This is a genomic window from Ruegeria sp. CF2 (assembly GCF_056537385.1).
Window position 1 is genome coordinate 353,137 of sequence record NZ_JBQFRL010000002.1, and the last position, 20,158, is coordinate 373,294.

The 20,158-nt window shown below is 64.3% G+C and carries 23 protein-coding genes; 17 read left to right on the forward strand and 6 right to left on the reverse strand.

Annotated elements, in window-relative coordinates; translation table 11 throughout:
* The first annotated feature begins 59 nt into the window (after nucleotides 1–59).
* The 8 genes from hutI to ACR0IR_RS12760 all read left to right on the forward strand — a co-directional run bounded on the left by hutI (nucleotide 60) and on the right by ACR0IR_RS12760 (nucleotide 7,390).
* On the forward strand, nucleotides 60–1,268 hold the full coding sequence (gene hutI / locus ACR0IR_RS12725; protein ID WP_480779122.1) for an imidazolonepropionase: 1,209 nt from the start codon (nucleotides 60–62) through the stop codon (nucleotides 1,266–1,268).
* Entirely contained in the window at nucleotides 1,265–2,803 is a 1,539-nt protein-coding gene (gene hutH, locus ACR0IR_RS12730) for a histidine ammonia-lyase (RefSeq protein WP_170364185.1), read from the forward strand. Before hutI ends, hutH begins: the two co-directional genes overlap by 4 nt.
* Entirely contained in the window at nucleotides 2,800–3,615 is an 816-nt protein-coding gene (gene hutG / locus ACR0IR_RS12735) for an N-formylglutamate deformylase (RefSeq protein ID WP_170364186.1), read from the forward strand. The genes hutH and hutG overlap by 4 nt, the downstream gene beginning before the upstream one ends.
* Entirely contained in the window at nucleotides 3,612–5,294 is a 1,683-nt protein-coding gene (gene hutU, locus ACR0IR_RS12740; protein WP_170364188.1) for a urocanate hydratase, read from the forward strand. Before hutG ends, hutU begins: the two co-directional genes overlap by 4 nt.
* Before the next feature lie 72 nt (nucleotides 5,295–5,366).
* On the forward strand, nucleotides 5,367–6,245 hold the full coding sequence (serB, locus tag ACR0IR_RS12745; protein WP_170364190.1) for a phosphoserine phosphatase SerB: 879 nt from the start codon (nucleotides 5,367–5,369) through the stop codon (nucleotides 6,243–6,245).
* 50 nt (nucleotides 6,246–6,295) lie between these two features.
* On the forward strand, nucleotides 6,296–6,625 hold the full coding sequence (locus ACR0IR_RS12750) for an ArsR/SmtB family transcription factor (RefSeq protein ID WP_170364192.1): 330 nt from the start codon (nucleotides 6,296–6,298) through the stop codon (nucleotides 6,623–6,625).
* On the forward strand, nucleotides 6,613–7,050 hold the full coding sequence (locus ACR0IR_RS12755; RefSeq protein ID WP_170364194.1) for an SRPBCC family protein: 438 nt from the start codon (nucleotides 6,613–6,615) through the stop codon (nucleotides 7,048–7,050). The genes ACR0IR_RS12750 and ACR0IR_RS12755 overlap by 13 nt, the downstream gene beginning before the upstream one ends.
* 19 nt (nucleotides 7,051–7,069) lie before the next feature.
* On the forward strand, nucleotides 7,070–7,390 hold the full coding sequence (locus ACR0IR_RS12760; protein WP_170364196.1) for a YciI family protein: 321 nt from the start codon (nucleotides 7,070–7,072) through the stop codon (nucleotides 7,388–7,390).
* Nucleotides 7,391–7,393: 3 nt separating this feature from the next.
* Here the strand turns inward: ACR0IR_RS12760 and ACR0IR_RS12765 are convergent, their stop codons facing one another.
* Entirely contained in the window at nucleotides 7,394–8,392 is a 999-nt protein-coding gene (locus tag ACR0IR_RS12765) for an asparaginase (RefSeq protein ID WP_170364197.1), read from the reverse strand.
* A gap of 179 nt (nucleotides 8,393–8,571) precedes the next feature.
* On the opposite strand from ACR0IR_RS12765, the gene ACR0IR_RS12770 reads away from it, so the two are divergent.
* From ACR0IR_RS12770 to ACR0IR_RS12790, 5 genes are all read left to right on the forward strand, one after another.
* The gene (locus ACR0IR_RS12770; RefSeq protein ID WP_170342134.1) at nucleotides 8,572–9,105 is read left to right on the forward strand and encodes an invasion associated locus B family protein; all 534 of its coding nucleotides are present in this window, start codon (nucleotides 8,572–8,574) and stop codon (nucleotides 9,103–9,105) included.
* Nucleotides 9,106–9,267: 162 nt separating this feature from the next.
* Complete coding sequence (locus ACR0IR_RS12775; protein ID WP_170364198.1) at nucleotides 9,268–9,435, forward strand: hypothetical protein; 168 nt, start codon at nucleotides 9,268–9,270, stop codon at nucleotides 9,433–9,435.
* A gap of 87 nt (nucleotides 9,436–9,522) precedes the next feature.
* Nucleotides 9,523–9,900, forward strand: a complete 378-nt coding sequence (locus tag ACR0IR_RS12780; RefSeq protein ID WP_170364199.1) for a lysozyme inhibitor LprI family protein — start codon at nucleotides 9,523–9,525, stop codon at nucleotides 9,898–9,900.
* A gap of 89 nt (nucleotides 9,901–9,989) precedes the next feature.
* Nucleotides 9,990–11,177, forward strand: a complete 1,188-nt coding sequence (gene rlmN, locus ACR0IR_RS12785; protein WP_170364200.1) for a dual-specificity RNA methyltransferase RlmN — start codon at nucleotides 9,990–9,992, stop codon at nucleotides 11,175–11,177.
* A 216-nt stretch (nucleotides 11,178–11,393) separates the two neighbouring features.
* The gene (locus ACR0IR_RS12790; RefSeq protein WP_254441559.1) at nucleotides 11,394–12,014 is read left to right on the forward strand and encodes a cytochrome P460 family protein; all 621 of its coding nucleotides are present in this window, start codon (nucleotides 11,394–11,396) and stop codon (nucleotides 12,012–12,014) included.
* On the opposite strand, the gene ACR0IR_RS12795 is transcribed toward ACR0IR_RS12790, so the two are convergent.
* The 3 genes from ACR0IR_RS12795 to ACR0IR_RS12805 all read right to left on the reverse strand — a co-directional run bounded on the left by ACR0IR_RS12795 (nucleotide 11,996) and on the right by ACR0IR_RS12805 (nucleotide 15,030).
* Nucleotides 11,996–13,675 carry a U32 family peptidase gene (locus tag ACR0IR_RS12795; RefSeq protein ID WP_170364202.1) on the reverse strand — a complete coding sequence of 560 codons (1,680 nt, stop codon included), beginning with the start codon at nucleotides 13,673–13,675 and terminating at the stop codon, nucleotides 11,996–11,998. The genes ACR0IR_RS12790 and ACR0IR_RS12795 overlap by 19 nt on opposite strands.
* Before the next feature lie 84 nt (nucleotides 13,676–13,759).
* On the reverse strand, nucleotides 13,760–14,104 hold the full coding sequence (locus ACR0IR_RS12800) for a hypothetical protein (RefSeq protein ID WP_093964205.1): 345 nt from the start codon (nucleotides 14,102–14,104) through the stop codon (nucleotides 13,760–13,762).
* Nucleotides 14,101–15,030, reverse strand: coding sequence for a DnaJ C-terminal domain-containing protein (locus tag ACR0IR_RS12805; protein ID WP_170342147.1), 930 nt, complete (start codon nucleotides 15,028–15,030; stop codon nucleotides 14,101–14,103). The genes ACR0IR_RS12800 and ACR0IR_RS12805 overlap by 4 nt, the downstream gene beginning before the upstream one ends.
* Before the next feature lie 179 nt (nucleotides 15,031–15,209).
* Here ACR0IR_RS12805 and ACR0IR_RS12810 point away from each other — a divergent pair, with 179 nt between their 5' ends.
* Nucleotides 15,210–15,593, forward strand: a complete 384-nt coding sequence (locus tag ACR0IR_RS12810) for a hypothetical protein (protein WP_093964407.1) — start codon at nucleotides 15,210–15,212, stop codon at nucleotides 15,591–15,593.
* Nucleotides 15,594–15,596: 3 nt separating this feature from the next.
* Here the strand turns inward: ACR0IR_RS12810 and ACR0IR_RS12815 are convergent, their stop codons facing one another.
* Together ACR0IR_RS12815 and ACR0IR_RS12820 are read right to left on the reverse strand one after the other, a co-directional pair.
* Entirely contained in the window at nucleotides 15,597–16,703 is a 1,107-nt protein-coding gene (locus ACR0IR_RS12815; RefSeq protein WP_170364203.1) for a cystathionine gamma-lyase, read from the reverse strand.
* A 3-nt stretch (nucleotides 16,704–16,706) separates the two neighbouring features.
* The gene (locus tag ACR0IR_RS12820; RefSeq protein ID WP_093964208.1) at nucleotides 16,707–17,549 is read right to left on the reverse strand and encodes an LOG family protein; all 843 of its coding nucleotides are present in this window, start codon (nucleotides 17,547–17,549) and stop codon (nucleotides 16,707–16,709) included.
* Nucleotides 17,550–17,628: 79 nt separating this feature from the next.
* On the opposite strand from ACR0IR_RS12820, the gene ACR0IR_RS12825 reads away from it, so the two are divergent.
* From ACR0IR_RS12825 to dapD, 3 genes are all read left to right on the forward strand, one after another.
* Nucleotides 17,629–18,546, forward strand: a complete 918-nt coding sequence (locus ACR0IR_RS12825; RefSeq protein WP_170364204.1) for a threonine/serine dehydratase — start codon at nucleotides 17,629–17,631, stop codon at nucleotides 18,544–18,546.
* Nucleotides 18,547–18,591: 45 nt separating this feature from the next.
* On the forward strand, nucleotides 18,592–19,191 hold the full coding sequence (locus tag ACR0IR_RS12830) for a GntR family transcriptional regulator (RefSeq protein ID WP_093964210.1): 600 nt from the start codon (nucleotides 18,592–18,594) through the stop codon (nucleotides 19,189–19,191).
* Nucleotides 19,192–19,310: 119 nt separating this feature from the next.
* Nucleotides 19,311–20,138, forward strand: a complete 828-nt coding sequence (gene dapD, locus ACR0IR_RS12835; RefSeq protein ID WP_170364205.1) for a 2,3,4,5-tetrahydropyridine-2,6-dicarboxylate N-succinyltransferase — start codon at nucleotides 19,311–19,313, stop codon at nucleotides 20,136–20,138.
* Nucleotides 20,139–20,158 lie beyond the last annotated feature (20 nt).

Below are 20,158 nucleotides of genomic sequence, written 5' to 3' on the forward strand. Positions count from 1 at the left end.
TTTAATTTTTTACACGTATACGAAAAATTGAAACCCGAGGGGAGTCCAAAAGAATCGCGATGACCAGAAATTCGGTGATTTGTTGTCGGCGGATCGCAACCATGGCGGATGGGGTTGCGTCCTATGGCTTGGTCGAAGACGCGGCGATTGCTGTTTCGTCGGGCCGGATCCAATGGGTCGGACCGCACCGAGATCTGCCGCCGGATCACGCCGACTGGCCGATCGTCGATTTTGCAGATCGGTTGATCACTCCGGGCCTGATCGATCCGCACACGCATGCGATTTTCGGGGGCAACCGGGCGGTTGAGTTCGAATTGCGGCTGAACGGGGCAACCTACGAGGAGATTGCCCGCGCCGGCGGGGGAATTTTGTCGACGGTCACCGCCACACGCGCCGCCAGTATTCAGAACCTGATCGAAGAGGCGCTGCCTCGCATAGACGCGCTGTTGGCCGAGAGTGTGACCTGCATTGAAATCAAGTCCGGCTATGGATTGGATCAGGACACCGAGCTGCGCATGTTGCGCGCGGCCCGGGAAATTGCAAAGCAGCGCCCGGTGCGGGTCCGGACCAGCTTTCTGGGCGCGCATGCGATCCCGCCCGAATACACCGGGCGCGCGGACGCCTATATCGACACGGTCTGCATCCCAACCCTGCGCGCGGCCCATGCCGAGGGGCTGGTCGACGCAGTCGACGGGTTCTGCGAGGGCATCGCCTTTGACACCGTGCATATCGCCCGGGTGTTCGACGCCGCTCGTGATTTGGGGCTGCCGGTCAAGTTGCATGCCGAGCAATTGTCGAACCTCGGCGGGACCCGGCTGGCCGCGTCCTACGGCGCCCTGTCAGCCGATCATGTCGAGTATGTGGACGCCGCCGGCGTGGCTGCCATGGCCGAGGCTGGAACGACTGCGGTTCTGCTGCCCGGGGCATTCTACACGTTGCGGGAAACGCAGGCCCCGCCGATCGACCTGTTCCGCAAGGCCGGGGTGCCGATGGCCCTGGCCACCGACTGCAACCCGGGGTCTTCGCCGCTGACGTCGCTGCTGCTGACGATGAACATGGGCTGTACCCTGTTTGGCATGACCCCGGCCGAGGCGCTGGCCGGGGTCACCCGCAATGCCGCCCGCGCGCTTGGGTTGACCGATGCCGGCACGATAGCGCCGGGGCAGCGGGCGGATCTGGCCGTGTGGGACGTCTCTCACCCGGCCGAGCTGGCCTATCGGATCGGGTTCAACCCGCTGCACGCACGCATTTTCGGAGGGGAGGCATGAGCGCTCTGACCTTGGTTCCGGGGCAGGTCTCGCTGGCCCAACTGGCGGACATCTACTGGAACGAAACGCCAGTGGTTCTGGACCAGGGCTGTCGCCCGGCTGTCGAGGCCGCCGCCGCCCGCATCGCCGAGGCCGCCGCCGGTGACCAGCCCGTCTATGGCGTGAATACCGGTTTCGGCAAGCTGGCCAGCCTCAAGATCGCGGCCGGGGATACCTCGGCGCTGCAGCGCAACCTGATCCTCAGCCATTGCTGCGGGGTCGGCCCGGCGGTGCCGCGGCGGTTGGCGCGCCTGATGATGGCGCTCAAACTGTTGTCCTTCGGGCGCGGCGCATCCGGGGTGCGGTGGGCGCTGGTGGACCTGCTGCAACAGATGCTGGCCCGTGGCGTGACCCCGGTGATCCCGGCGCAGGGCTCGGTGGGGGCCTCGGGTGATCTGGCGCCGCTGGCCCACATGACGGCGGTGGTCATCGGCCAAGGCGAAGCCGAACTGGACGGCACGGTCATGCCGGGCGCCGAGGCCTTGAAAAAGGTAGGGTTAGAGCCTGCTCAACTGGGGCCGAAAGAGGGCCTGGCCTTCATCAACGGCACCCAGTTTTCGACGGCCTACGCCTTGGCGGGCCTGTTCGAAGGCTGGCGCGCGGCGCAGAACGCGCTGGCCGTTTCGGCCGTTTCGACCGATGCCATCATGGGCTCCACCGCGCCGCTGCAACCCGAGATCCATGCCCTGCGCGGTCATCGCGGCCAGATCGAGGTCGCCAGCGCCATGCGGGCCGTGTTGCAGGGGTCGGAAATACGCGAAAGCCATCGCGAGGGCGACAGCCGCGTGCAGGATCCGTATTGCATTCGCTGCCAGCCGCAGGTCACCGGTGCCGCGATGGACGTGATCCGGCAGGCTGCCGCCACCCTGCAGACCGAGGCCAACGCGGCCACTGACAACCCGCTGGTGCTGTCCGATCCCGACATGATCGTTTCGGGCGGCAATTTTCACGCCGAACCGGTGGGATTTGCCGCCGACATGATCGCGCTGGCCCTGTCCGAGATCGGGGCCATCGCGCAACGCCGGATCGCGCTGATGGTGGATCCGACGCTCAGCTTCGATCTGCCGCCATTCCTGACCCCCGACCCGGGCTTGAATTCCGGCTTCATGATCGCCGAGGTCACGACCGCCGCGCTGATGAGCGAAAACAAGCATCTGGCCAATCCGTGCGTCACCGACAGCACGCCCACCTCGGCCAACCAGGAAGATCACGTCTCGATGGCCGCCCATGGGGCGCGGCGTCTGACGCGCATGGTGAAAAACCTGAACCATATTCTGGGGATCGAACTGCTCTGCGCCGCGCAGGGCGTCGAGTTCCGCGCCCCGCTGGTCACCAGCGCGCCCTTGCAGCGGGTGATTGCGCGGCTGCGCGCCGATATCCCGCCTTTGGCGGAGGACCGGTACCTGGCCCCGGAACTGGAGCAGGCCAAGGATCTTATGGCCAGCGGCGCGATGCTGGAGGCGCTGGGCGTACCGCTGCCGGAGGTGACGGCATGACCGTGGTCGAGGTGCAGCGGGGGCCGGGCCCGATCGTGCTGGGCCAACCGCATGGCGGAACCTTCGTGCCCGAGGAGATCCATGCGCGCCTGAACCAGACCGGCCGGGCGTTGGCGGACACGGATTGGCACATAAATAGGCTCTATAAAGGGCTATTGGGCGATGCGACGGTGGTTCAGTCCCGCGTGCACCGCTATGTGATCGACGCCAATCGTGACCCTGCAGGTCAGTCGCTCTATCCGGGGCAGAACACGACGACCCTGGTGCCGCTGACCGATTTCGACGGGCAACCCATCTGGCTGGAAGGGCAGGAGCCGTCGGAAGATGAAATCGAGGAGAGGCGCGAGAAGTTCCACGCCCCCTACCACGCCGCGTTGCAGGAAGAATTGGAGTGGGTGCGGGCCAGGCATGGCGTGGCGATCCTGTTCGACTGCCACTCGATCCGGTCCCTGATCCCCTTCCTGTTCGACGGAGAGTTGCCGGTGTTCAACACGGGCACCAATGACGGCACCACCTGCGCACCCGAGGTCGCGCATGCGGTGGACGCCGTGGCTCAGGCGTCCGGCTGTACCGCGGTGCTGAACGGCCGGTTCAAGGGCGGTTGGACCACCCGGCACTATGGCCGCCCGGACAAGGGCATACATGCGATCCAGATGGAGATCGCCCAACGCGCCTATATGGACGAGACGCCGACCTGGGCCTGGCGCGCGGACCGGGCCGAACGCCTGCGCCCGCACCTGAAAGAGATGCTTGACCGCCTGCGCGCCCTGGCCCTGTCGGGCGCGCTGGCCGAAAAAGGAGCCCCGAAATGAGTGACCCGCGCAAGAACACCCGTGACGTCTTTCCGCCGACCGGGCCGGAGCTGAATGCCAAAAGCTGGCTGACCGAGGCCCCGTTGCGGATGCTGATGAACAATCTGCACCCCGACGTGGCCGAAAATCCGCACGAATTGGTGGTCTATGGCGGCATCGGTCGCGCAGCGCGGACCTGGAAGGATTTCGACACTATCGTGGCCAGTTTGAAGGATCTCGAGACCGACGAGACCCTGATCGTGCAGTCCGGCAAGCCGGTGGCGATCATCCGCACTCACAAGGACGCGCCGCGGGTTCTGATCGCCAATTCCAACCTCGTGCCGCATTGGGCGACCTGGGACCATTTCAACGAATTGGATCGGAAGGGCCTGATGATGTACGGCCAGATGACGGCCGGGTCGTGGATCTATATCGGTACGCAGGGCATCGTTCAGGGCACCTATGAAACCTTCGCCGAGGCCGGGCGCCAGCACTATGGCGGCGACCTGACCGGCCGATGGATCCTGACCGGGGGGCTGGGCGGCATGGGCGGAGCACAGCCCCTCGCGGCAGTCTTCGCCGGGGCCTGCTGTCTGGCGGTGGAATGCAACCCCGACAGCATCGATTTCCGGCTGCGCACCAAATACCTGGATGAAAAGGCCGAAACTCTGGACGAGGCGCTCGCCATGATCGACCGCTGGGCCAAGGCGGGCGAGGCGAAGTCCGTGGGTCTGCTGGGCAATGCGGCCGAGATCTTTCCCGAGATCTACCGCCGCATGGCCGCCGGCGGGATGCGCCCTGACATCGTAACCGACCAGACCAGCGCCCATGACCCGATCAACGGGTATCTGCCGCTGGGCTGGACCATGGCGCAGTGGCGCGAAAAGCGGGAAACAGACCCTAAAGCGGTGGAAAAGGCTGCGCGAGCCTCGATGAAGCAGCATGTCGCGGCGATGGTCGATTTCTGGAACGCGGGCGTGCCGACGCTGGACTATGGCAACAACATCCGTCAGGTGGCGCAGGACGAGGGGCTGGAGAACGCCTTTGCCTTTCCCGGTTTCGTTCCGGCCTATATCCGCCCGCTGTTTTGCCGTGGCATCGGCCCGTTCCGCTGGTGCGCGCTGTCGGGCGACCCCGAGGATATCTACAAGACCGACGCCAAGATGAAGGAGTTGTTCCCCGAGAACGAGCATCTGCATCGCTGGCTGGATATGGCCCGCGACCGGATCGCGTTTCAGGGCTTGCCCGCGCGGATCTGCTGGATCGGGCTGGGCGACCGGCACCGCGCGGGTCTGGCCTTCAACGAGATGGTCGCGAATGGAGAGCTGAAGGCCCCGGTGGTGATCGGACGCGACCACCTCGACAGCGGTTCGGTTGCCAGTCCCAACCGCGAGACCGAGGCGATGCTGGACGGGTCCGACGCCGTGTCGGACTGGCCGCTGCTGAACGCGTTGATCAACACCGCCAGCGGCGCGACCTGGGTGTCGTTGCATCACGGCGGCGGGGTCGGCATGGGCTTCAGCCAGCACGCGGGCGTGGTGATCTGCGCCGACGGCACCGAGGACGCCGCGCGGCGGCTCGAGCGGGTGTTGTGGAACGACCCGGCCTCGGGCGTGTGGCGCCATGCGGATGCGGGGTATGACATCGCCAAGGACTGCGCCCGCGAACACGGCCTGCGCCTGCCAGGCATTCTGGGCTAGCGGCGCGGAATTGGCCTCTGGCGGAAATGCTGCGCCTGCGATATGCGCAGGGCAGGCTGCCGGAGGATCAAGATGTACGTTGCCACTCTGTTGACCAACCCCAAGACGCCGTCGCTGGACGGGGCGCTGATCGACTCGTTGCGCAATGCCTGGGGCGGGGGCGACATCCAGTGGCTGAGCCCCGACGAGGCGGCCGAATTTGCCCTGCCGGCGGTTCCGGCCAACCGCTGGGATGTCTGGGCCGATTTACAGAAACTGGGCGTCGATCTGGTCGTGCAGCCGGCCGAGGGCCGCCGCAAGAAGATGCTGCTGGCCGACATGGACAGCACGATGATCCAGCAGGAATGCATCGACGAACTGGCGGACGAGGCCGGGGTGGGCGAGCGGGTCAAGGACATCACCGCCCGCGCCATGAATGGCGAACTGGATTTCGAAGGCGCGCTGACCGAGCGGGTGGGCCTGCTGAAGGGGCTGGACGTGTCGGTGATCGACCGGGTGCTGAACCAGCGCATCACCTTGATGCCGGGCGGCCGCGAACTGGTCACGACGATGCGGGCCAATGGCGGCTATGCCGCGCTGGTCTCGGGCGGGTTCACCGCGTTCACGGCCCGCGTGGCCGAGCTGCTGGGCTTTGAGGAGAACCGCGCCAACACGTTGCTGGCGGCGGACGGCAAACTGACCGGTGACGTGCAGCGCCCGATCCTGGGCCGTCAGGCCAAGGTCGAGGCGCTGGAACAGATCTCGGCCCGGCTGGGCATTTCCGAGGCCGAGGTGATTGCCGTGGGCGACGGTGCGAACGATTTGGGCATGCTGGACCGCGCCGGGACGGGGGTGGCCCTGCACGCCAAACCCTCGGTCGCCGCGCAATGCGACGTGCGCATCAACCATGGCGACCTGACCGCGCTGCTGTATCTGCAGGGATATGCCCGATCGGATTTTGCGCAGGGCTGATCCGACGATTTCAGGTTTCCATTGTTTAACATTCATGTTAATCAATGGGCATGAACACGCTGCTCGATGCCTTTTCGGCCCTGTCCGACCCGACCCGATTCACGATCGTTGAACAACTGATGGATCAGGGCGAACTGCCCGCAGGCGACCTTGCCCAAGGCAAGGGCATGTCCGGTGCGGCCATATCCCGGCACCTGAAGGTGCTGCGGCAGGCCGGGCTGGTGAACCAGCGCGTGAACGGCACCCAGCGCATCTATTCGATCCGCCCCGAAGGTCTGCGGGCGATTGCCGAATGGACCATCTCCAAACGCCAGTTCTGGGAGGCCAGTCTGGACCGCCTGGGCGACATTCTGCAGGAGGAAAGCTCATGGCCGACCTGAAGCTGGTGCGTGACTTTCCGGTCAGCGCCGAAACCCTGTTCGCCTGGATCAGCGACGGAACCAGATTGTTGCAGTGGTGGGGCCCCGAAGGGGTCGAGGTGCCGGAACACGATCTGGATTTCTCGCGCCTTGGCCCGTGGTATTCGGTCATGGTCAATGGCGACGGGCAGCGGTTCAAGGTGTCCGGGCATGTGACCCATGTGGACCCGCCGAACTCGGTCGGGTTCACCTGGGGTTGGCATGACGACGACGACCGGCGCGGCGCCGAGAGCCATGTGACGCTGGCGGTCGAGCCGACCGACACCGGAGCGCGCCTGATCCTCGACCACCGCGATCTGGGCGATGACGACGTCTCGGCCAATCATGAAAGCGGCTGGACTTCGTCGCTGCGCAAGCTGGAAGCACGGCTTGCCAACCCCGTCTGACCAAAAGGGAGACCAGAAAATGCCTCAGTACCTGTTTGTTTATCACGGCGGCACCACGCCGACCGACCCGGCCGAGATCGAAGCCACCATGGCCGCCTGGGGCGCGTGGTTCCAGAACATGGGGCCGGCGCTGGAAATCCCCGGCAACCCGGTGGGCCAGTCCCATACTGTCAGCGCCGATGGCGTGGCCGACAATGGCGGACCGAACCCGGCCTCAGGCTTTACGGTCGTCAAGGCCGACAGCATCGAAGCCGCCACCGAGATGGCCAAGGGCTGCCCCATGGTGGTCAACGGCTCGGGCTCGGTCGAGGTGGCCGAGATCCACGAGATCGAGATGTGACCCTCAGCCGGGGAAACCCGGCGCGGGGCGGATCACGCCGCATTCCAGCCCGCGGCGGCTGTATTGCGTGGCGTTCATGAATTTGCGCGTGGCCGGGTGATCGGCCTCGAGCACGCCGAGGCTGACGAGAATGGCGGCGATGGCACACTCGCTGGCGCGGGTGGTGCCATCGGTGATCTTCAGCGCCACACCCATCTTCTTTTCCGGGATGATCGCGACAAACACGGCCTCGGCCCCGGTTTTGATCGCGACACGGCCGTTCATCGCGCGCATCAGTTCGGTGCAGGCGCGGGTTTCGCCGGCCACCAGCTCGGGGTGGGTGACCATCGCCCGGGTCAATTGCAGGGCCGCGTCGCTGGCCCGGTCCGACCGGTGGCCGGCCGAGGCAAACCACGCCATCGACCGCGCCAGCCCCACCAGCGAAGTGGCGAAATTGGGCGCCGAGCAGCCGTCGATACCATAGCACGGGCTGTCCTCGCCCGTGGTCTCTTCGAAGGCCGTCAGGCAGGCCTGCTGCACGGGGTGGTCGATCTCGATATATTCGGGGCCTGCGCCCATGTGCCGGGCCAGGGTCAGGAACCCGCAATGCTTGCCCGAGCAGTTGTTGTGGATCTGGCAGGGCGTGTCATCGGCCAGGATCAGGCCGTCGCGTGCGGCCATGTCGGCCGGCTCCTGCGGGCCGCAGCGCAGATCGGGCTCGGACAGGCCCAGGTGATCCAGCCAGGCGGTCACGCGCTCGGTATGGATCGCCGCGCCGTTGTGCGAGGCGCAGGCCAGCGCCAGATGCTCGGAGCCCAGCCCGAATTTGGCCGCCGCGCCGGAAGTGATCAGCGGCAGCGCCTGGATCATCTTGGCCGACGACCGTGGATAGATCACCGCGTTCGGATCGCCCCAACTGCGCACGATCTGACCGCTGTCGTCGCAGATCACCGCATGGCCCAGATGAAGGCTCTCCAACAGCGGTCCGCGCCACAGTTCGGTCATCGGTACTGGCTGCGTCATGTCGTCCCTCCGGAATGTGCGCAAAATTCTGCCAATCGCCCTTTCGCCTGTGGCGAAACCTGCGTTAGTGTGTGTATGTCGGCAATCATCCGGATGCGCAACTGCAACAGACGGACCGTCAGGGTTCGCGGCCTTCCGGGATGGAGTTGAGGTGTGGGTCGAGCCAGGAGGCTGAACGAATGAAAACAATGCTCGCCCGCGTATGCGCGGGCCTTTGTGTGGCAGGGATGGCCACGACAGCGATCGCCCAGCAGGCGACCAGTACGAACCGTGTGTCCGCTCAGACTGATTGGAGCGTGTTCGTCGAAGACGATCCGACCGAGTGCTGGAGCGTATCCGCCCCCAAGGAGACCGTGAATACCCGCGGTGGCCGTGTGGTATCGGTGCGTCGCAGCGACATTTTGCTGTTCGTGTTCTATCGCCCCAACGCCGAGGTCAAAGGTCAGGTGACATTCACCGGAGGCTACCCATTCGCCCCCGGGTCCACGGTGAATCTGGAAATCGACGGGTCCGAGTTCGAACTGTTCACCGAGGGCGAGTGGGCGTGGCCCGCCAGCGCCGCGGATGATGCCAAGATCGTCACGGCGATGAAGCGCGGGACCGAGGCCGTGTTGACCGCACGGTCCGAACGCGGCACCCAGACCAAGGACACGTTCTCGTTGCTGGGCTTTACCGCAGCCATCGAAGACGCCGAGAAGCGCTGCACCAAGTAATTGCCCAACCCGTCCAGATCTCAAGCCCCGCCCAAACGGCGGGGTTTTGCGTTTTTGTGCCATCCGTTTACGCAACGTCGGCACCAAAACTTGATCCGCATCAAGGCTGACGGACACGATTTCTGAACCAATCGGTTCAGACAACGAAGAAGGAGTCCAGACATGTCGACCCAACCCCTTATCGCGGTTCTGATTGTTGCAGCGGCAACTCTGAGCGCGTGCGAGAAATCCACCGAAACCTATCCGGTCACGGGCGAACAATGCGGCCCGAATGATCCGGTCAAGACACTGGATGCCGAGGACTGCTACATCCCGCCAGCCGGGGTGTGATCGCCCGCTGCACCTAAATCGTGCCCAAGCCGGACGGCTGTGCTAAGGTCTGTTTGAAACCGTGGGTAGACAGGCGAGGAGACGGACATGCGTTGGGTTTGGGCAGCAATTCTTCTTCCGGTATCGGCATTTGCAGACCCTGCGCTGGAATGTGCCGATGCCGGATCTCAGGTCGAGATCGGGACATGCGTCGGTCGGGCCGAAACCAATGTGGAGGCCGCTTTGGTCGAGGCCTTTGGGTTCGCGGTCGATGCGGCGAAGGAACTGGACGAAGTGACAGGTCGGGCTGTTGCTTTGCCAGCGCTTGAAACTTCTCAAGAGGCCTGGAAGACTTACCGCGATGCGCAATGCGAAGCAGTTGGCGCGTCTTTTGGTGGTGGGTCCGGAACAGGCATTGCGATCACCTCGTGCCGGGTCGAGTTGGGGCGGGCCCGTGTCACCGAGCTGTTGCGGTTCCTCGACTGACATTCCGACAGGTTCTCACGAATCCTTTTGATCTTTGGCAGCGTTCCTATATAGAGGCGCATCCCAAGCCAGAACGCCCGAGAACCGCCATGTCCGCCAAAGCGCCGATCACCCAGGATGTCATGACCATTCCCCGCAAATTGCCCGAGGGAAAGATCAACCTTGTCGGTCTGACCCGCGACCGGTTGCGCGAGGTTCTGATCGAACATGGAACGCCTGAAAAGCAGGCCAAGATGCGGGTGAACCAGATCTGGCAGTGGATCTATCAATGGGGCGTGCGCGACTTTGACCAGATGACCAATCTGGCCAAGGCCTATCGCGCGCAACTGGCCGAGAATTTCGTGATCGAAATTCCCGAGGTGGTTACCCGCCAGGTGTCGGAGGATGGTACCCGCAAGTACCTGGTGCGCATCGCCGGTGGGCACGAGGTCGAGGTCGTCTACATCCCCGAAGAGGATCGCGGTACGCTGTGCATCTCCTCGCAGGTGGGCTGCACGCTGACCTGTTCGTTCTGCCACACCGGAACGCAGAAGCTGGTACGCAACCTGACCGCCGCCGAGATCATCGGTCAGGTGATGATGGCGCGTGACGATCTGGACGAATGGCCCACCCCGGGCGCGCCCAAGAACGAGACGCGCCTGCTGTCCAACATCGTGCTGATGGGCATGGGTGAGCCGCTCTACAATTTCGAAAACGTCCGCGACGCGATGAAGATCGCGATGGACCCGGAGGGCATTTCCCTGTCGCGCCGACGGATCACCCTGTCGACCTCGGGCGTGGTGCCCGAAATCGCCCGCACGGCGGAAGAGATCGGCTGCCTGCTGGCGATCTCGTTCCACGCCACCACGGACGAGGTGCGCGATGATCTGGTGCCGATCAACAAGCGTTGGAACATCGAGGAACTGCTGCAGGCGCTGGCCAGCTATCCCAACGCGTCGAATTCCGAGCGGATCACCTTTGAATACGTGATGCTGGACGGCGTGAACGACAGCGACGAGGACGCGCATCGCCTGATCGATCACATCAAGCGCCACAACATTCCGGCCAAGATCAACCTGATCCCGTTCAACGAGTGGCCCGGCGCGCCCTACAAGCGCAGCTCGAACAACCGGATCCGGGCCTTCGCCAACATCATCTATCAGGCCGGGTATGCCTCGCCCATCCGCAAGACGCGGGGCGAGGACATCATGGCCGCCTGCGGTCAGTTGAAATCGGCCACCGAGCGCGCCCGCAAGTCGCGCCGCCAGATCGAGGCCGAGGCCGGGCTGAAAGGTTGATCCGATGCCCGCGGGTTCGCGGGCAAATGGTGTGTGATTCTACGGCCGGATTTGATAGTCTTGAGCCATGAGAGGTGCGCGGTTGCGCGCACGTAAAATCTGCGCACAAGACGGTGAGTTGGACAGTCCGGTTCTGGTGCGTTTCGTCCAGTCCGCTCATATTTGTCGGGGAAATCTGCGGAATTCAGGCAAGCCTTGAACAGGGTGGGCCAATACATGAACGCACTGACGAAACTGTCCACGATCTGCATGACCGCCGTATTGGTGGCATCGGGCGCAGCCATTGCATGGGCGCAATCCAACGAGACTGAGGCGCATCTGGCGATCGAGAATCCGGCGGACCTGAGCAAAGAGGACGCGCGGCAGAACTATCGCGCCCTCAGGAAACAGATGGATCGCGGCTATGCCACCGCGCATCTGGATCAACTGATGAATTATCAGAACTGGCCGTTGTTCAACGATGCGCCGTACCTGTCGGCCACGCATGGGCAGCGCTACGTCAACAGCTATGCGAACCGGATGGCCCACAATTACGGCACCTTGCAACCGGGGGAAAAGCTGCCCGTGGGCTCGGTTCTGGCCAAGGACAGCATGACCGTCACGGATGAGGGCCGGGTGCATCCCGGCGCCCTGTTCGTGATGGAGAAACTGCCGGAAGGCACCAGCCCCGACACCGCAGACTGGCGCTATGTCATGGTGATGCCCGACGGGTCGCTGTTCGGCGACACGATGGGGGATCGCGTGAGGGCGGTTGCCTATTGCCATGACTGCCACGAAGCGGTGGCTGACCGCGACTATACGTTCTTCGTGCCCGAGGATTACCGCGTCGGCAACTGATCGCGGGCCGCGTCGCCGGGCAGTTTCAGGGCGGCGGCCTCGCGCCGGCTGAGCTGCTCTCCCTGCTTGCGTTTTGACAGAACCTCGCGCGCCAGGGCGTATTTGTCATCCTGCCAGAAGATCAGGCAGCCGTTGCACCCCTTGCCACAGCAGCCCTCGGTCCCCACGCGGTTGGTCTTGAACCGGCGCTCGGTGCCGTGCTGACCGATCTTCTCCACCAGCTCGTCCCGGCGGCGCGCATAGGCGGCGGGATTGTCGCGCCCCGAGGTTTCCAAGCCCTGCACCAGCTTGTCAAAGCGGATGCGGCTCCAATGTTCGTCGGTCAAGGCGCGTTCCTTGCGCAGGACCGAATATACCGGGAAACGGGCGCGCAGGTCGTCGCGGTCTTCGTGATCGAACAGGGAAAACGGCAGGCGGATCACGGTTTTCGTGCTGCCATGCACCACGTCCAGCTTGGCGCCGTCACTGGCGCGTTCGAATTCGTAGACGCGCAGAAGGACCGTCTCGCGCGAGATGGGCGAGACGAAATCCAGCACGTCGCCGGGTTCAAGCTTGTTCTTCACCTCGACCAGGAAGGCATCCTCGGTCACGTCGGTCACCAGCCCGGCATATTCCCACTGGGCGATGGTCGCGGTGTGTTCGTAATCATGCGCGTAGTTGGTCAGCCGCCCTTCGTGAAAGGCCAGCGTGTAGCCGCGGTTTCCCACGGTCTCCAACTCTCGCATGTACGGCTTCGGGTCCCAGTTCTCGGGGTCGGCATAGTAATCGTCGATGGCCATGCGATAGGCGCGCGCGACGATGGCGGCATAATATTCCGACTTGCCGCGCCCCTCGACCTTGAGGCTGTCGACGCCGATCTTCAGGTATTCGTCCAGCTTGGGCATGATGCACAGATCGCGCGAATTGAGGATGTACGAGCCGCGATCGTCCTCTTCGATCGGCATCAGTTCACCCGGGCGGCAGCCCTCTTCCAGCAGGAATTCGAACAGGTCGGCGTTTTCCTCGGTGATCCGCAGCTCCTGATGGGTGCCGTCCTTCAGGCGCAGCTTCAGCGCATAGTTCCAGCGGCAGGAATTGGCGCAGTTGCCCTGGTTCGCGCCACGTTCCGCCATGAAATTCGACAGCAGGCAGCGGCCCGAATAGGTCATGCACATGGCGCCGTGCACAAAGGCCTCAAGCCGGATGTCGGGGCAGTTCTCGCGGATTTCCACCAGTTCGGGGTACGAGACCTCGCGCGCCAGCACCACCAGTTCGGCACCCTGATCCTGCCAGAACTTCACCGACAGCCACGAACAGATATTGGCTTGGGTCGAGATATGCAGCGGCAGTTCGGGCGCGCGGTCGCGCACATACTGGAACACGCCGGGGTCGGCGATGATCAACCCGTCGGGCCGTACCTTGCGCACGGTGTCGATGTATTCATCCAGCTTGGGGATGTCCTTGTTGTGCGAAAACAAGTTCAGCGTCAGATAGGCGCGCCGGCCATGCGCGTGGCAGAACTCGACCCCTTCGATCACCTCGTCCAGCGAAAACTCGGACTTGGTGCGCAGGGACATGTCGGGCGTGCCCAGATACACCGCATCCGCCCCGTACAGGACGGCCAGTTTCAGCTTGCGCAGATTGCCCGCAGGCATCAGCAATTCCGACTTGGTCCGTGTCATCGCAGCACCCGGTTCTGAATCGATGGCGCCTTCTAAGGCAAAACCACCGAGTCCAGAAGGGCAAACCCGCCTTGCACGCAGGCCCTAGCTGCGGCGGAACCGCGCTGTTCCGATCCGTTCGACCAGTTGGCTGCGCACCGGGTCGGGTTGGGCGTCGATGGCGCGCAGCACCTCGCGCAGTTCGGCTCGCAGGCCGTGCATCTGGTCGATCAGCGACAGCACCATCGACAGGGCGTCGGGCTCCATCTCGTACTGGTCGTCCAGCTCGCAGGCCAGTTGCAGGCGCGCCATGTCCAGCCGCTCGTAGACCAGCCCCTGGTCGGACTGGCGCGGGATCACGATCCGGGCGGACAGGAATCGGGACAACCGCTCGGACGTCAGGTTCTGGACGGCTTCGATCAGTTCGGCTTCGGTCAGAGAACGGGTCATGCCGGCATTCCTTTCCGCGGGTCATAGCTGTGTGACTTGCGCCAGTTCTGCATGAACTGCTTCAGTTCGTCGTCGATCTTGTCGGGCATCACCACGCTCAGCTCGATCAGCTGGTCGCCGCGTTTGTCCGAGCCGCGTTTCCTGACGCCCTTGCCGCGCAGGCGCAGGGTCTTGCCGCTGCTGGTGCCCTCGGGCACGGTCACGTTCACGCGGCCGTCGATCGTGGGCGCGGGGACCTTGCCGCCCAGAACGGCCTCGTCGATGGTGATCGGCAGGGTGATGCGGATGTCGTCGCCCTCGCGCTTGAACACCGGGTGTTCGGCCACGCGGATCGTGACCAGCGCGTCGCCCGGTGGCCCTTCACCATAGCCCGGGGCACCCTTGCCTCGCAGGCGGATGGTCTGGCCGTCGGTGATGCCGGCGGGGATCTTCACCTCGATCCGGTCACCACTGGGCAGGGTCAGCTTTTGCGTGGCGCCAAAGACGGCATCCAGGAAACTGATCTGCAGGCTGTAGTTCACGTTGTGACCGGGCGCATGAAACTCGCGCGCACTCCCCCCGCTGAAGCCACCGTTGCCACGGTTCCCGAAGAACTGGGCGAAGATGTCCGACATGTCGTCGTCCTCGACCCCGCCGCCCGCGCGATAGGGGTTGCCCGCGGTTTCCGCATATTCGCGGTAGTATTGCTGCTGCGGGCGTTCCTGACCCGAGGCGTCGATCTCGCCCCGGTCGAATTTTGCCCGGGTTTCGGGGTCTTTCAAAAGGTCATAGGCTGCGGCGGCGGCCTTGAACTTGGCTTCGGCCTTGGCGTCCCCGGGCTTGAGGTCCGGGTGGCAGTCCTTGGCGATGCTCCGGTAGGCTTTCTTGATTTCGGCGGCACTGGCGTCTTTCGAGACGCCCAACACCGAATATGGATTGTCGCTCATATATCTCTCGTTTCTGATGGGTTTCGCCAGTGGATGTTGTTGGCAGTTAACCTTTCAGATTGTGCCGTGTCATGGAATTTCAACAGGACCGAATACCGAGGAGATTGAATTTTCTCGAAAAATTCCGGCATCCTGATAGTATCCGCATGTTTCGAACTGTTGCGGATGGAGTCAAACGCATGTCACGCAGAATCAAGTCGGCCCTGGCCCTGTTGGCGGGCAATGCCATCGGTCTGTTGCTGGCCAGCCTGTTGCTGACCGGCTTTTCGATCAAGCCGGTGTCCTTCATCGTGGTGGTGATCGTGTTCACCCTGGTTCAGGTCGTGGCCGAGCCATTGATCCTGAAGATCGGGGAAAAGAACGTGCCGGCGCTGAAGGGCGGCATCGCGCTGGTGGTCACCTTCGTGGGCCTGCTGATCACCGATCTGGTCGCCGCGGGGCTGACCGTGGGCGGCATCTCGAACCTGCTTGCGGCGACGCTGCTGGTTTGGCTGGGCGCCCTGATCGCCGGGGTTCTGCTGCCGATCTATGTGTTCACTGAACTGCGCGAGCCCAAGAAATAAGGCTCAGACCAGCGCATTTAGGCTGTCGTTCAGAGCCTGCCACAGCTCGTCCACTGGTTCACACCCGACCGACAGGCGCACGAAACCGGGATCGACCTGATCCCCCCAGCGCGCGCGCCGCTCGGCCGAGCTGTGCACGCCACCGAAGGACGTGGCCGGGCGCAACAGCGGGCAGCCATTGATGAACCGTTCGGCCTGGTCTTCCGAGGCCAGCGTGATCGTCAGCAGAAAGCCGAACCGTGCGGTCTGTTTTCGGGCCAGATCGTGCGACGGGTCCGACGGCAGGCCTGGATAGCGGATCTGCGTGACCGCCGGATGATCGGCCAGCCGTTCGGCCAGAACCTGCGCCGAGCTGCTCATGCGGTCGAACCGGACGTCCAGCGTCTCCAGCCCGCGATGCAGTAGCCAGGCCTCATGCGGGCCGGGGATCGCGCCCGAGACGCGACGCCATTCCTCGACCCGTTCCATGATCTGGGCATCGCGGCTGGCCACGTGGCCCATCAGCAGGTCGGAATGCCCGCCCATCGCCTTGGTGTCCGAGGCGACGACGATGTCGATGCCCAGGTCCAGCGGGCGCTGTCCCAGCGGGGTCAGCGTCGTGTTGTCGGCGATGGTGATGCCACCCGCGGCGCGCACGTCGCGGGCCACCTGCGCCAGGTCGATCATGTCGAGCCCGGGGTTGGAGGGGCTTTCGACGAAGACCACGTCGAACCCGTCGAACCCGCCCTGCGCAAATGCGGTCGTTGGGCGCTCTTCGACCGACACGCCCAGCGGGGCGAGGAACCGGTCGGCCAGCAGGCGGGTGACATAATACCCGTCCGACGGGATCAGGATGCGCGACCCCGAGCGCACGGTCGCGAACAACGCCGCCGAAATTGCACCCATGCCGGACGGAAAAATCAGGCAGGGTGCGTCTTCGAGATGCGCCAGCACATGCTCGACCTGTGTCCAGGTCGGGTTGTCCACCCGGCCATAGGTCGGGTGACCGTCCGGCGCGCCGGGCAGGTGGAACATGCTGCTTTGGGTCAGCGGCAAGGCCACCGGGTCGCCTTTGCTCAGGGCATTGCCGCGCAGATGCAGCATCTCACCTGTCTTGGGGGTGCGCGCCATCGCTCAGCGCCCCGGAATGTCGTCGCGCGGCGGGGCGGGTTCCCAGCGCTCGATGATGTCGACCGCCTCCTGCGCGGTATCGACAAAGCGGAACAGGTCCAGATCCTCTTCGGAAATGGTCCCGGCATCGGCCAGCGCTTCCCAATTGATCACCCGCTCCCAGAACTCGCGCCCGAACAGCAGGAACGGCACGCGCTCCATCCGGCCGGTCTGGATCAGGGTGAGGGACTCAAACAACTCATCCATCGTGCCGAATCCGCCGGGGAAGATGGTGATCGCACGGGCGCGCATCAGGAAATGCATCTTGCGTATGGCGAAATAGTGGAAATTGAAGCTCAGCTCAGGGGTGACATAGGCATTGGGCGCCTGCTCGTGCGGCAGCACGATGTTCAGCCCGATCGAGCAGCCACCGGCATCCTTGGCGCCGCGATTTCCGGCCTCCATCACGCCGGGGCCACCGCCGGTGACGATGACGTTCTCGCGGCACCCGCTTTGCTTGGATTTCTCGGTCATCAGCCGGGCGAATTCGCGCGCCTCGTCATAGTATTGCGACAGACCGGCCAACGTGGCCGTCCGGGCGCTGTCCTTTTTGGCCGGTTCCGGGATTCGCGCGCCGCCGAACATCACGATGGTCGACGTGATCTGGCGTTCGGCCATGATCATTTCGGGCTTCAGCAGTTCCAGTTGCAGACGCACGGGCCGCAGTTCCTCGCGGCACAGGAAATCGTCATCGGCAAAGGCCAGCCGGTACGAGGGCGAGCGTGTCTGCGGCGTGTCGGGGACTTCGCTTGCGGTCGAGCGGTCGGTATGCGCATCGCGGAAAGGGCTGAGGCGGTCTTCTCTCATTGCTGGGGGTTCCCTGCTTGCGTGTTTTTCAAACAGCTATAGGGTTCGCGGGCAGAGTGCCAGTCACGGAAAGACGAGAATGGATTGGAAGACTGAAATTTCGGCCGCAGCCGAACGCATCAATGGCCACGCGCAGGTGACACCGGTCATGACAAGCGACGCGCTGGGACTGGCGCAGCCGGTCGAGATGAAGCTGGAGCATTTCCAGCACACCGGCAGTTTCAAGGCGCGCGGGGCGTTCAACACGTTGCTCAGCCTCGATGTGCCGGCGGCAGGGGTCGTGGCCGCCTCGGGCGGGAATCACGGTGCGGCTGCGGCCTATGCTGCGCGGGCGCTGGGCCATCCGGCCAAGATCTTCGTGCCCGAGATGGCCGGCCCGTCCAAAATCGCCCTGATCGAACGGATCGGCGCGGATCTGAGCGTGGTGCCGGGTGAATACGCAAACGCCCTGGCGATGGCGCGTGAACACGAAGATCGAACAGGTGCGATGCAGATCCATGCCTATGATGCGCCGGCCACCGTGGCCGGGCAGGGCACCTGTTTTGCCGAATGGGACAGCCAAGGCCTGCAAGCCGATACCGTATTGGTGGCGGTGGGCGGCGGCGGGCTGATCGCGGGGGCGCTGGCCTGGTTTCAGGGCGCGCGCAAGGTCGTTGCGGTCGAGCCGGAAACGTCATGTGCCTTGAACGCGGCGTTGCAGGCCGGAGCGCCCGTGGATGTGTCCGTTTCCGGCATAGCTGCCAACGCGCTGGGTGCGCGGCGGATCGGCGACATCTGTTTCGGGCTGGCGCAGCGGATGACGTCGGTGCTGGTCAGCGATGACGCGATCGCCGAGGCGCAACAGCGCCTGTGGCAGGCGCATCGCATTCTGGTCGAGCCGGCGGGCGCGACGGCCCTGGCGGCCTTGACCTCGGGCGTCTACACGCCGGAACCGGGCGAACGGGTCGCGGTTCTGGTCTGCGGGGGCAATATCGCGCCTGACCCTCTGACCGCCTGAATTTGCGCCTTGAGGCCCGAGCCTTGGGATTATAGATAAAATCCCATGACCGCCACGATCGCAGATTCCATCTATGACCGGCTCAGCCAGCGCATCATCACGGGCGAGCTCCCCGCGGGTGAGAAACTGCGGCAGGACCATATCGCGCGGGCGTTCGACACCAGCCATGTCCCGGTGCGCGAGGCGCTGTTGCGGCTTCAGGCGCATGGCCTGGCCCACAGCGAACCACGGCGCGGCATGCGCGTCACCGCGTTGGACCCGGCCGAGGTGCGCGAGGTGATCGAGATGCGCGTGGCCCTGGAATCGCTGGCCCTGCAACATGCGATCCAGAATTTGACACCGGCGGATCTCAAGGCGGCCGACAAGGCCCGCATCGCCTGCGACGAGGCGCAGGACATGCCCACATGGGAAACCCGGAACCGCGCCTTTCATCGGGCGATCCTGACACCCTGCGCGCGGCCGCGCCTGCTGCATACGATCGACGATCTGCATATCGCCAGCGCCCGCCATCTGTTCGCCCATTGGCGTCACCGCTGGGTCCAGCGGAAAGACACCGACCACGCCGCCATCGTGCAGGCGATGAAGCGCCGCGATACCGCCACGGCCACAGCGATTCTGGTGCGCCATATCCGCCGCGCCAGCTGAGACCGACGGGTTTTCGCGCCGGGTGGCCGCAAACGGCTCCGCCAACGTCGCATTGCGCATTGGCCCCGGCTTTCATATAGGCAACACCAACCAAACGAGAGTCAGCACGGAGTAACCCCATGTCCAACGCCCAACTGGAAACCGCCATCGAGGCCGCATGGGAGGCCCGCGACACGATCACGCCCGCCACCACCGGTGAACAGCGCGAAGCGATCGAGGACACGCTGAACGCGCTGGACAGCGGCGCGCTGCGGGTCGCCGAGAAGCAGGCCGATGGCAGCTGGCATGTGAACCAGTGGGCCAAAAAGGCGGTTTTGCTGGGCTTTCGCATCAAGGACATGGAAATTCAGTCCGGCGGCCCGCAGGGCGGCGGCTGGTGGGACAAGGTCGACAGCAAATTCGCCGGCTGGGGTGAAAACCAGTGGCGCGCGGCCGGTTTCCGCGCGGTGCCCAACTGCGTGGTTCGCAAGTCGGCCTATATCGCGCCGGGCGTGGTGCTGATGCCGTCTTTCGTGAACCTCGGCGCCTATGTGGACGAAGGCACGATGGTCGATACCTGGGCCACGGTCGGGTCCTGTGCGCAGATCGGCAAGAACGTGCACCTGTCGGGCGGCGTCGGCATCGGCGGCGTGCTGGAACCCATGCAGGCCGGCCCGACCATCATCGAGGACAACTGCTTTATCGGGGCGCGGTCCGAGGTGGTCGAAGGCTGCATCATCCGCGAGGGCTCGGTCCTGGGCATGGGCGTCTATATCGGCCAGTCCACCAAGATCGTCGATCGCGAAACGGGCGAGGTGTTCTATGGCGAGGTGCCGCCTTATTCGGTGGTGGTGTCCGGCTCGATGCCGTCGAAGAACGGGATCAACCTGTACTGCGCGGTGATCGTGAAGCGCGTCGATGAAAAGACCCGCTCGAAGACCGGGATCAACGAGCTGCTGCGGGATTGATCATAAACATTGTTCAAAGT

What these genes read in the sequence shown, in the direction of transcription:
- ACR0IR_RS12765 (WP_170364197.1), bottom strand. Translation starts at nt 8,392, where the DNA reads ATGACGCAGCCAGTACCGATGACCGAACTGTGGCGCGGACCGCTGTTG.
- hutU (WP_170364188.1), top strand. Translation starts at nt 3,612, where the DNA reads ATGAGTGACCCGCGCAAGAACACCCGTGACGTCTTTCCGCCGACCGGG.
- dapD (WP_170364205.1), top strand. Translation starts at nt 19,311, where the DNA reads ATGTCCAACGCCCAACTGGAAACCGCCATCGAGGCCGCATGGGAGGCC.
- ACR0IR_RS12830 (WP_093964210.1), top strand. Translation starts at nt 18,592, where the DNA reads ATGACCGCCACGATCGCAGATTCCATCTATGACCGGCTCAGCCAGCGC.
- serB (WP_170364190.1), top strand. Translation starts at nt 5,367, where the DNA reads ATGTACGTTGCCACTCTGTTGACCAACCCCAAGACGCCGTCGCTGGAC.
- ACR0IR_RS12760 (WP_170364196.1), top strand. Translation starts at nt 7,070, where the DNA reads ATGCCTCAGTACCTGTTTGTTTATCACGGCGGCACCACGCCGACCGAC.
- ACR0IR_RS12790 (WP_254441559.1), top strand. Translation starts at nt 11,394, where the DNA reads ATGAACGCACTGACGAAACTGTCCACGATCTGCATGACCGCCGTATTG.
- ACR0IR_RS12805 (WP_170342147.1), bottom strand. Translation starts at nt 15,030, where the DNA reads ATGAGCGACAATCCATATTCGGTGTTGGGCGTCTCGAAAGACGCCAGT.
- ACR0IR_RS12820 (WP_093964208.1), bottom strand. Translation starts at nt 17,549, where the DNA reads ATGAGAGAAGACCGCCTCAGCCCTTTCCGCGATGCGCATACCGACCGC.
- ACR0IR_RS12815 (WP_170364203.1), bottom strand. Translation starts at nt 16,703, where the DNA reads ATGGCGCGCACCCCCAAGACAGGTGAGATGCTGCATCTGCGCGGCAAT.
- rlmN (WP_170364200.1), top strand. Translation starts at nt 9,990, where the DNA reads ATGTCCGCCAAAGCGCCGATCACCCAGGATGTCATGACCATTCCCCGC.
- ACR0IR_RS12750 (WP_170364192.1), top strand. Translation starts at nt 6,296, where the DNA reads ATGAACACGCTGCTCGATGCCTTTTCGGCCCTGTCCGACCCGACCCGA.
- ACR0IR_RS12775 (WP_170364198.1), top strand. Translation starts at nt 9,268, where the DNA reads ATGTCGACCCAACCCCTTATCGCGGTTCTGATTGTTGCAGCGGCAACT.
- hutH (WP_170364185.1), top strand. Translation starts at nt 1,265, where the DNA reads ATGAGCGCTCTGACCTTGGTTCCGGGGCAGGTCTCGCTGGCCCAACTG.
- ACR0IR_RS12810 (WP_093964407.1), top strand. Translation starts at nt 15,210, where the DNA reads ATGTCACGCAGAATCAAGTCGGCCCTGGCCCTGTTGGCGGGCAATGCC.
- ACR0IR_RS12770 (WP_170342134.1), top strand. Translation starts at nt 8,572, where the DNA reads ATGAAAACAATGCTCGCCCGCGTATGCGCGGGCCTTTGTGTGGCAGGG.
- ACR0IR_RS12755 (WP_170364194.1), top strand. Translation starts at nt 6,613, where the DNA reads ATGGCCGACCTGAAGCTGGTGCGTGACTTTCCGGTCAGCGCCGAAACC.
- ACR0IR_RS12825 (WP_170364204.1), top strand. Translation starts at nt 17,629, where the DNA reads ATGGATTGGAAGACTGAAATTTCGGCCGCAGCCGAACGCATCAATGGC.
- ACR0IR_RS12780 (WP_170364199.1), top strand. Translation starts at nt 9,523, where the DNA reads ATGCGTTGGGTTTGGGCAGCAATTCTTCTTCCGGTATCGGCATTTGCA.
- ACR0IR_RS12800 (WP_093964205.1), bottom strand. Translation starts at nt 14,104, where the DNA reads ATGACCCGTTCTCTGACCGAAGCCGAACTGATCGAAGCCGTCCAGAAC.
- hutI (WP_480779122.1), top strand. Translation starts at nt 60, where the DNA reads ATGACCAGAAATTCGGTGATTTGTTGTCGGCGGATCGCAACCATGGCG.
- hutG (WP_170364186.1), top strand. Translation starts at nt 2,800, where the DNA reads ATGACCGTGGTCGAGGTGCAGCGGGGGCCGGGCCCGATCGTGCTGGGC.
- ACR0IR_RS12795 (WP_170364202.1), bottom strand. Translation starts at nt 13,675, where the DNA reads ATGACACGGACCAAGTCGGAATTGCTGATGCCTGCGGGCAATCTGCGC.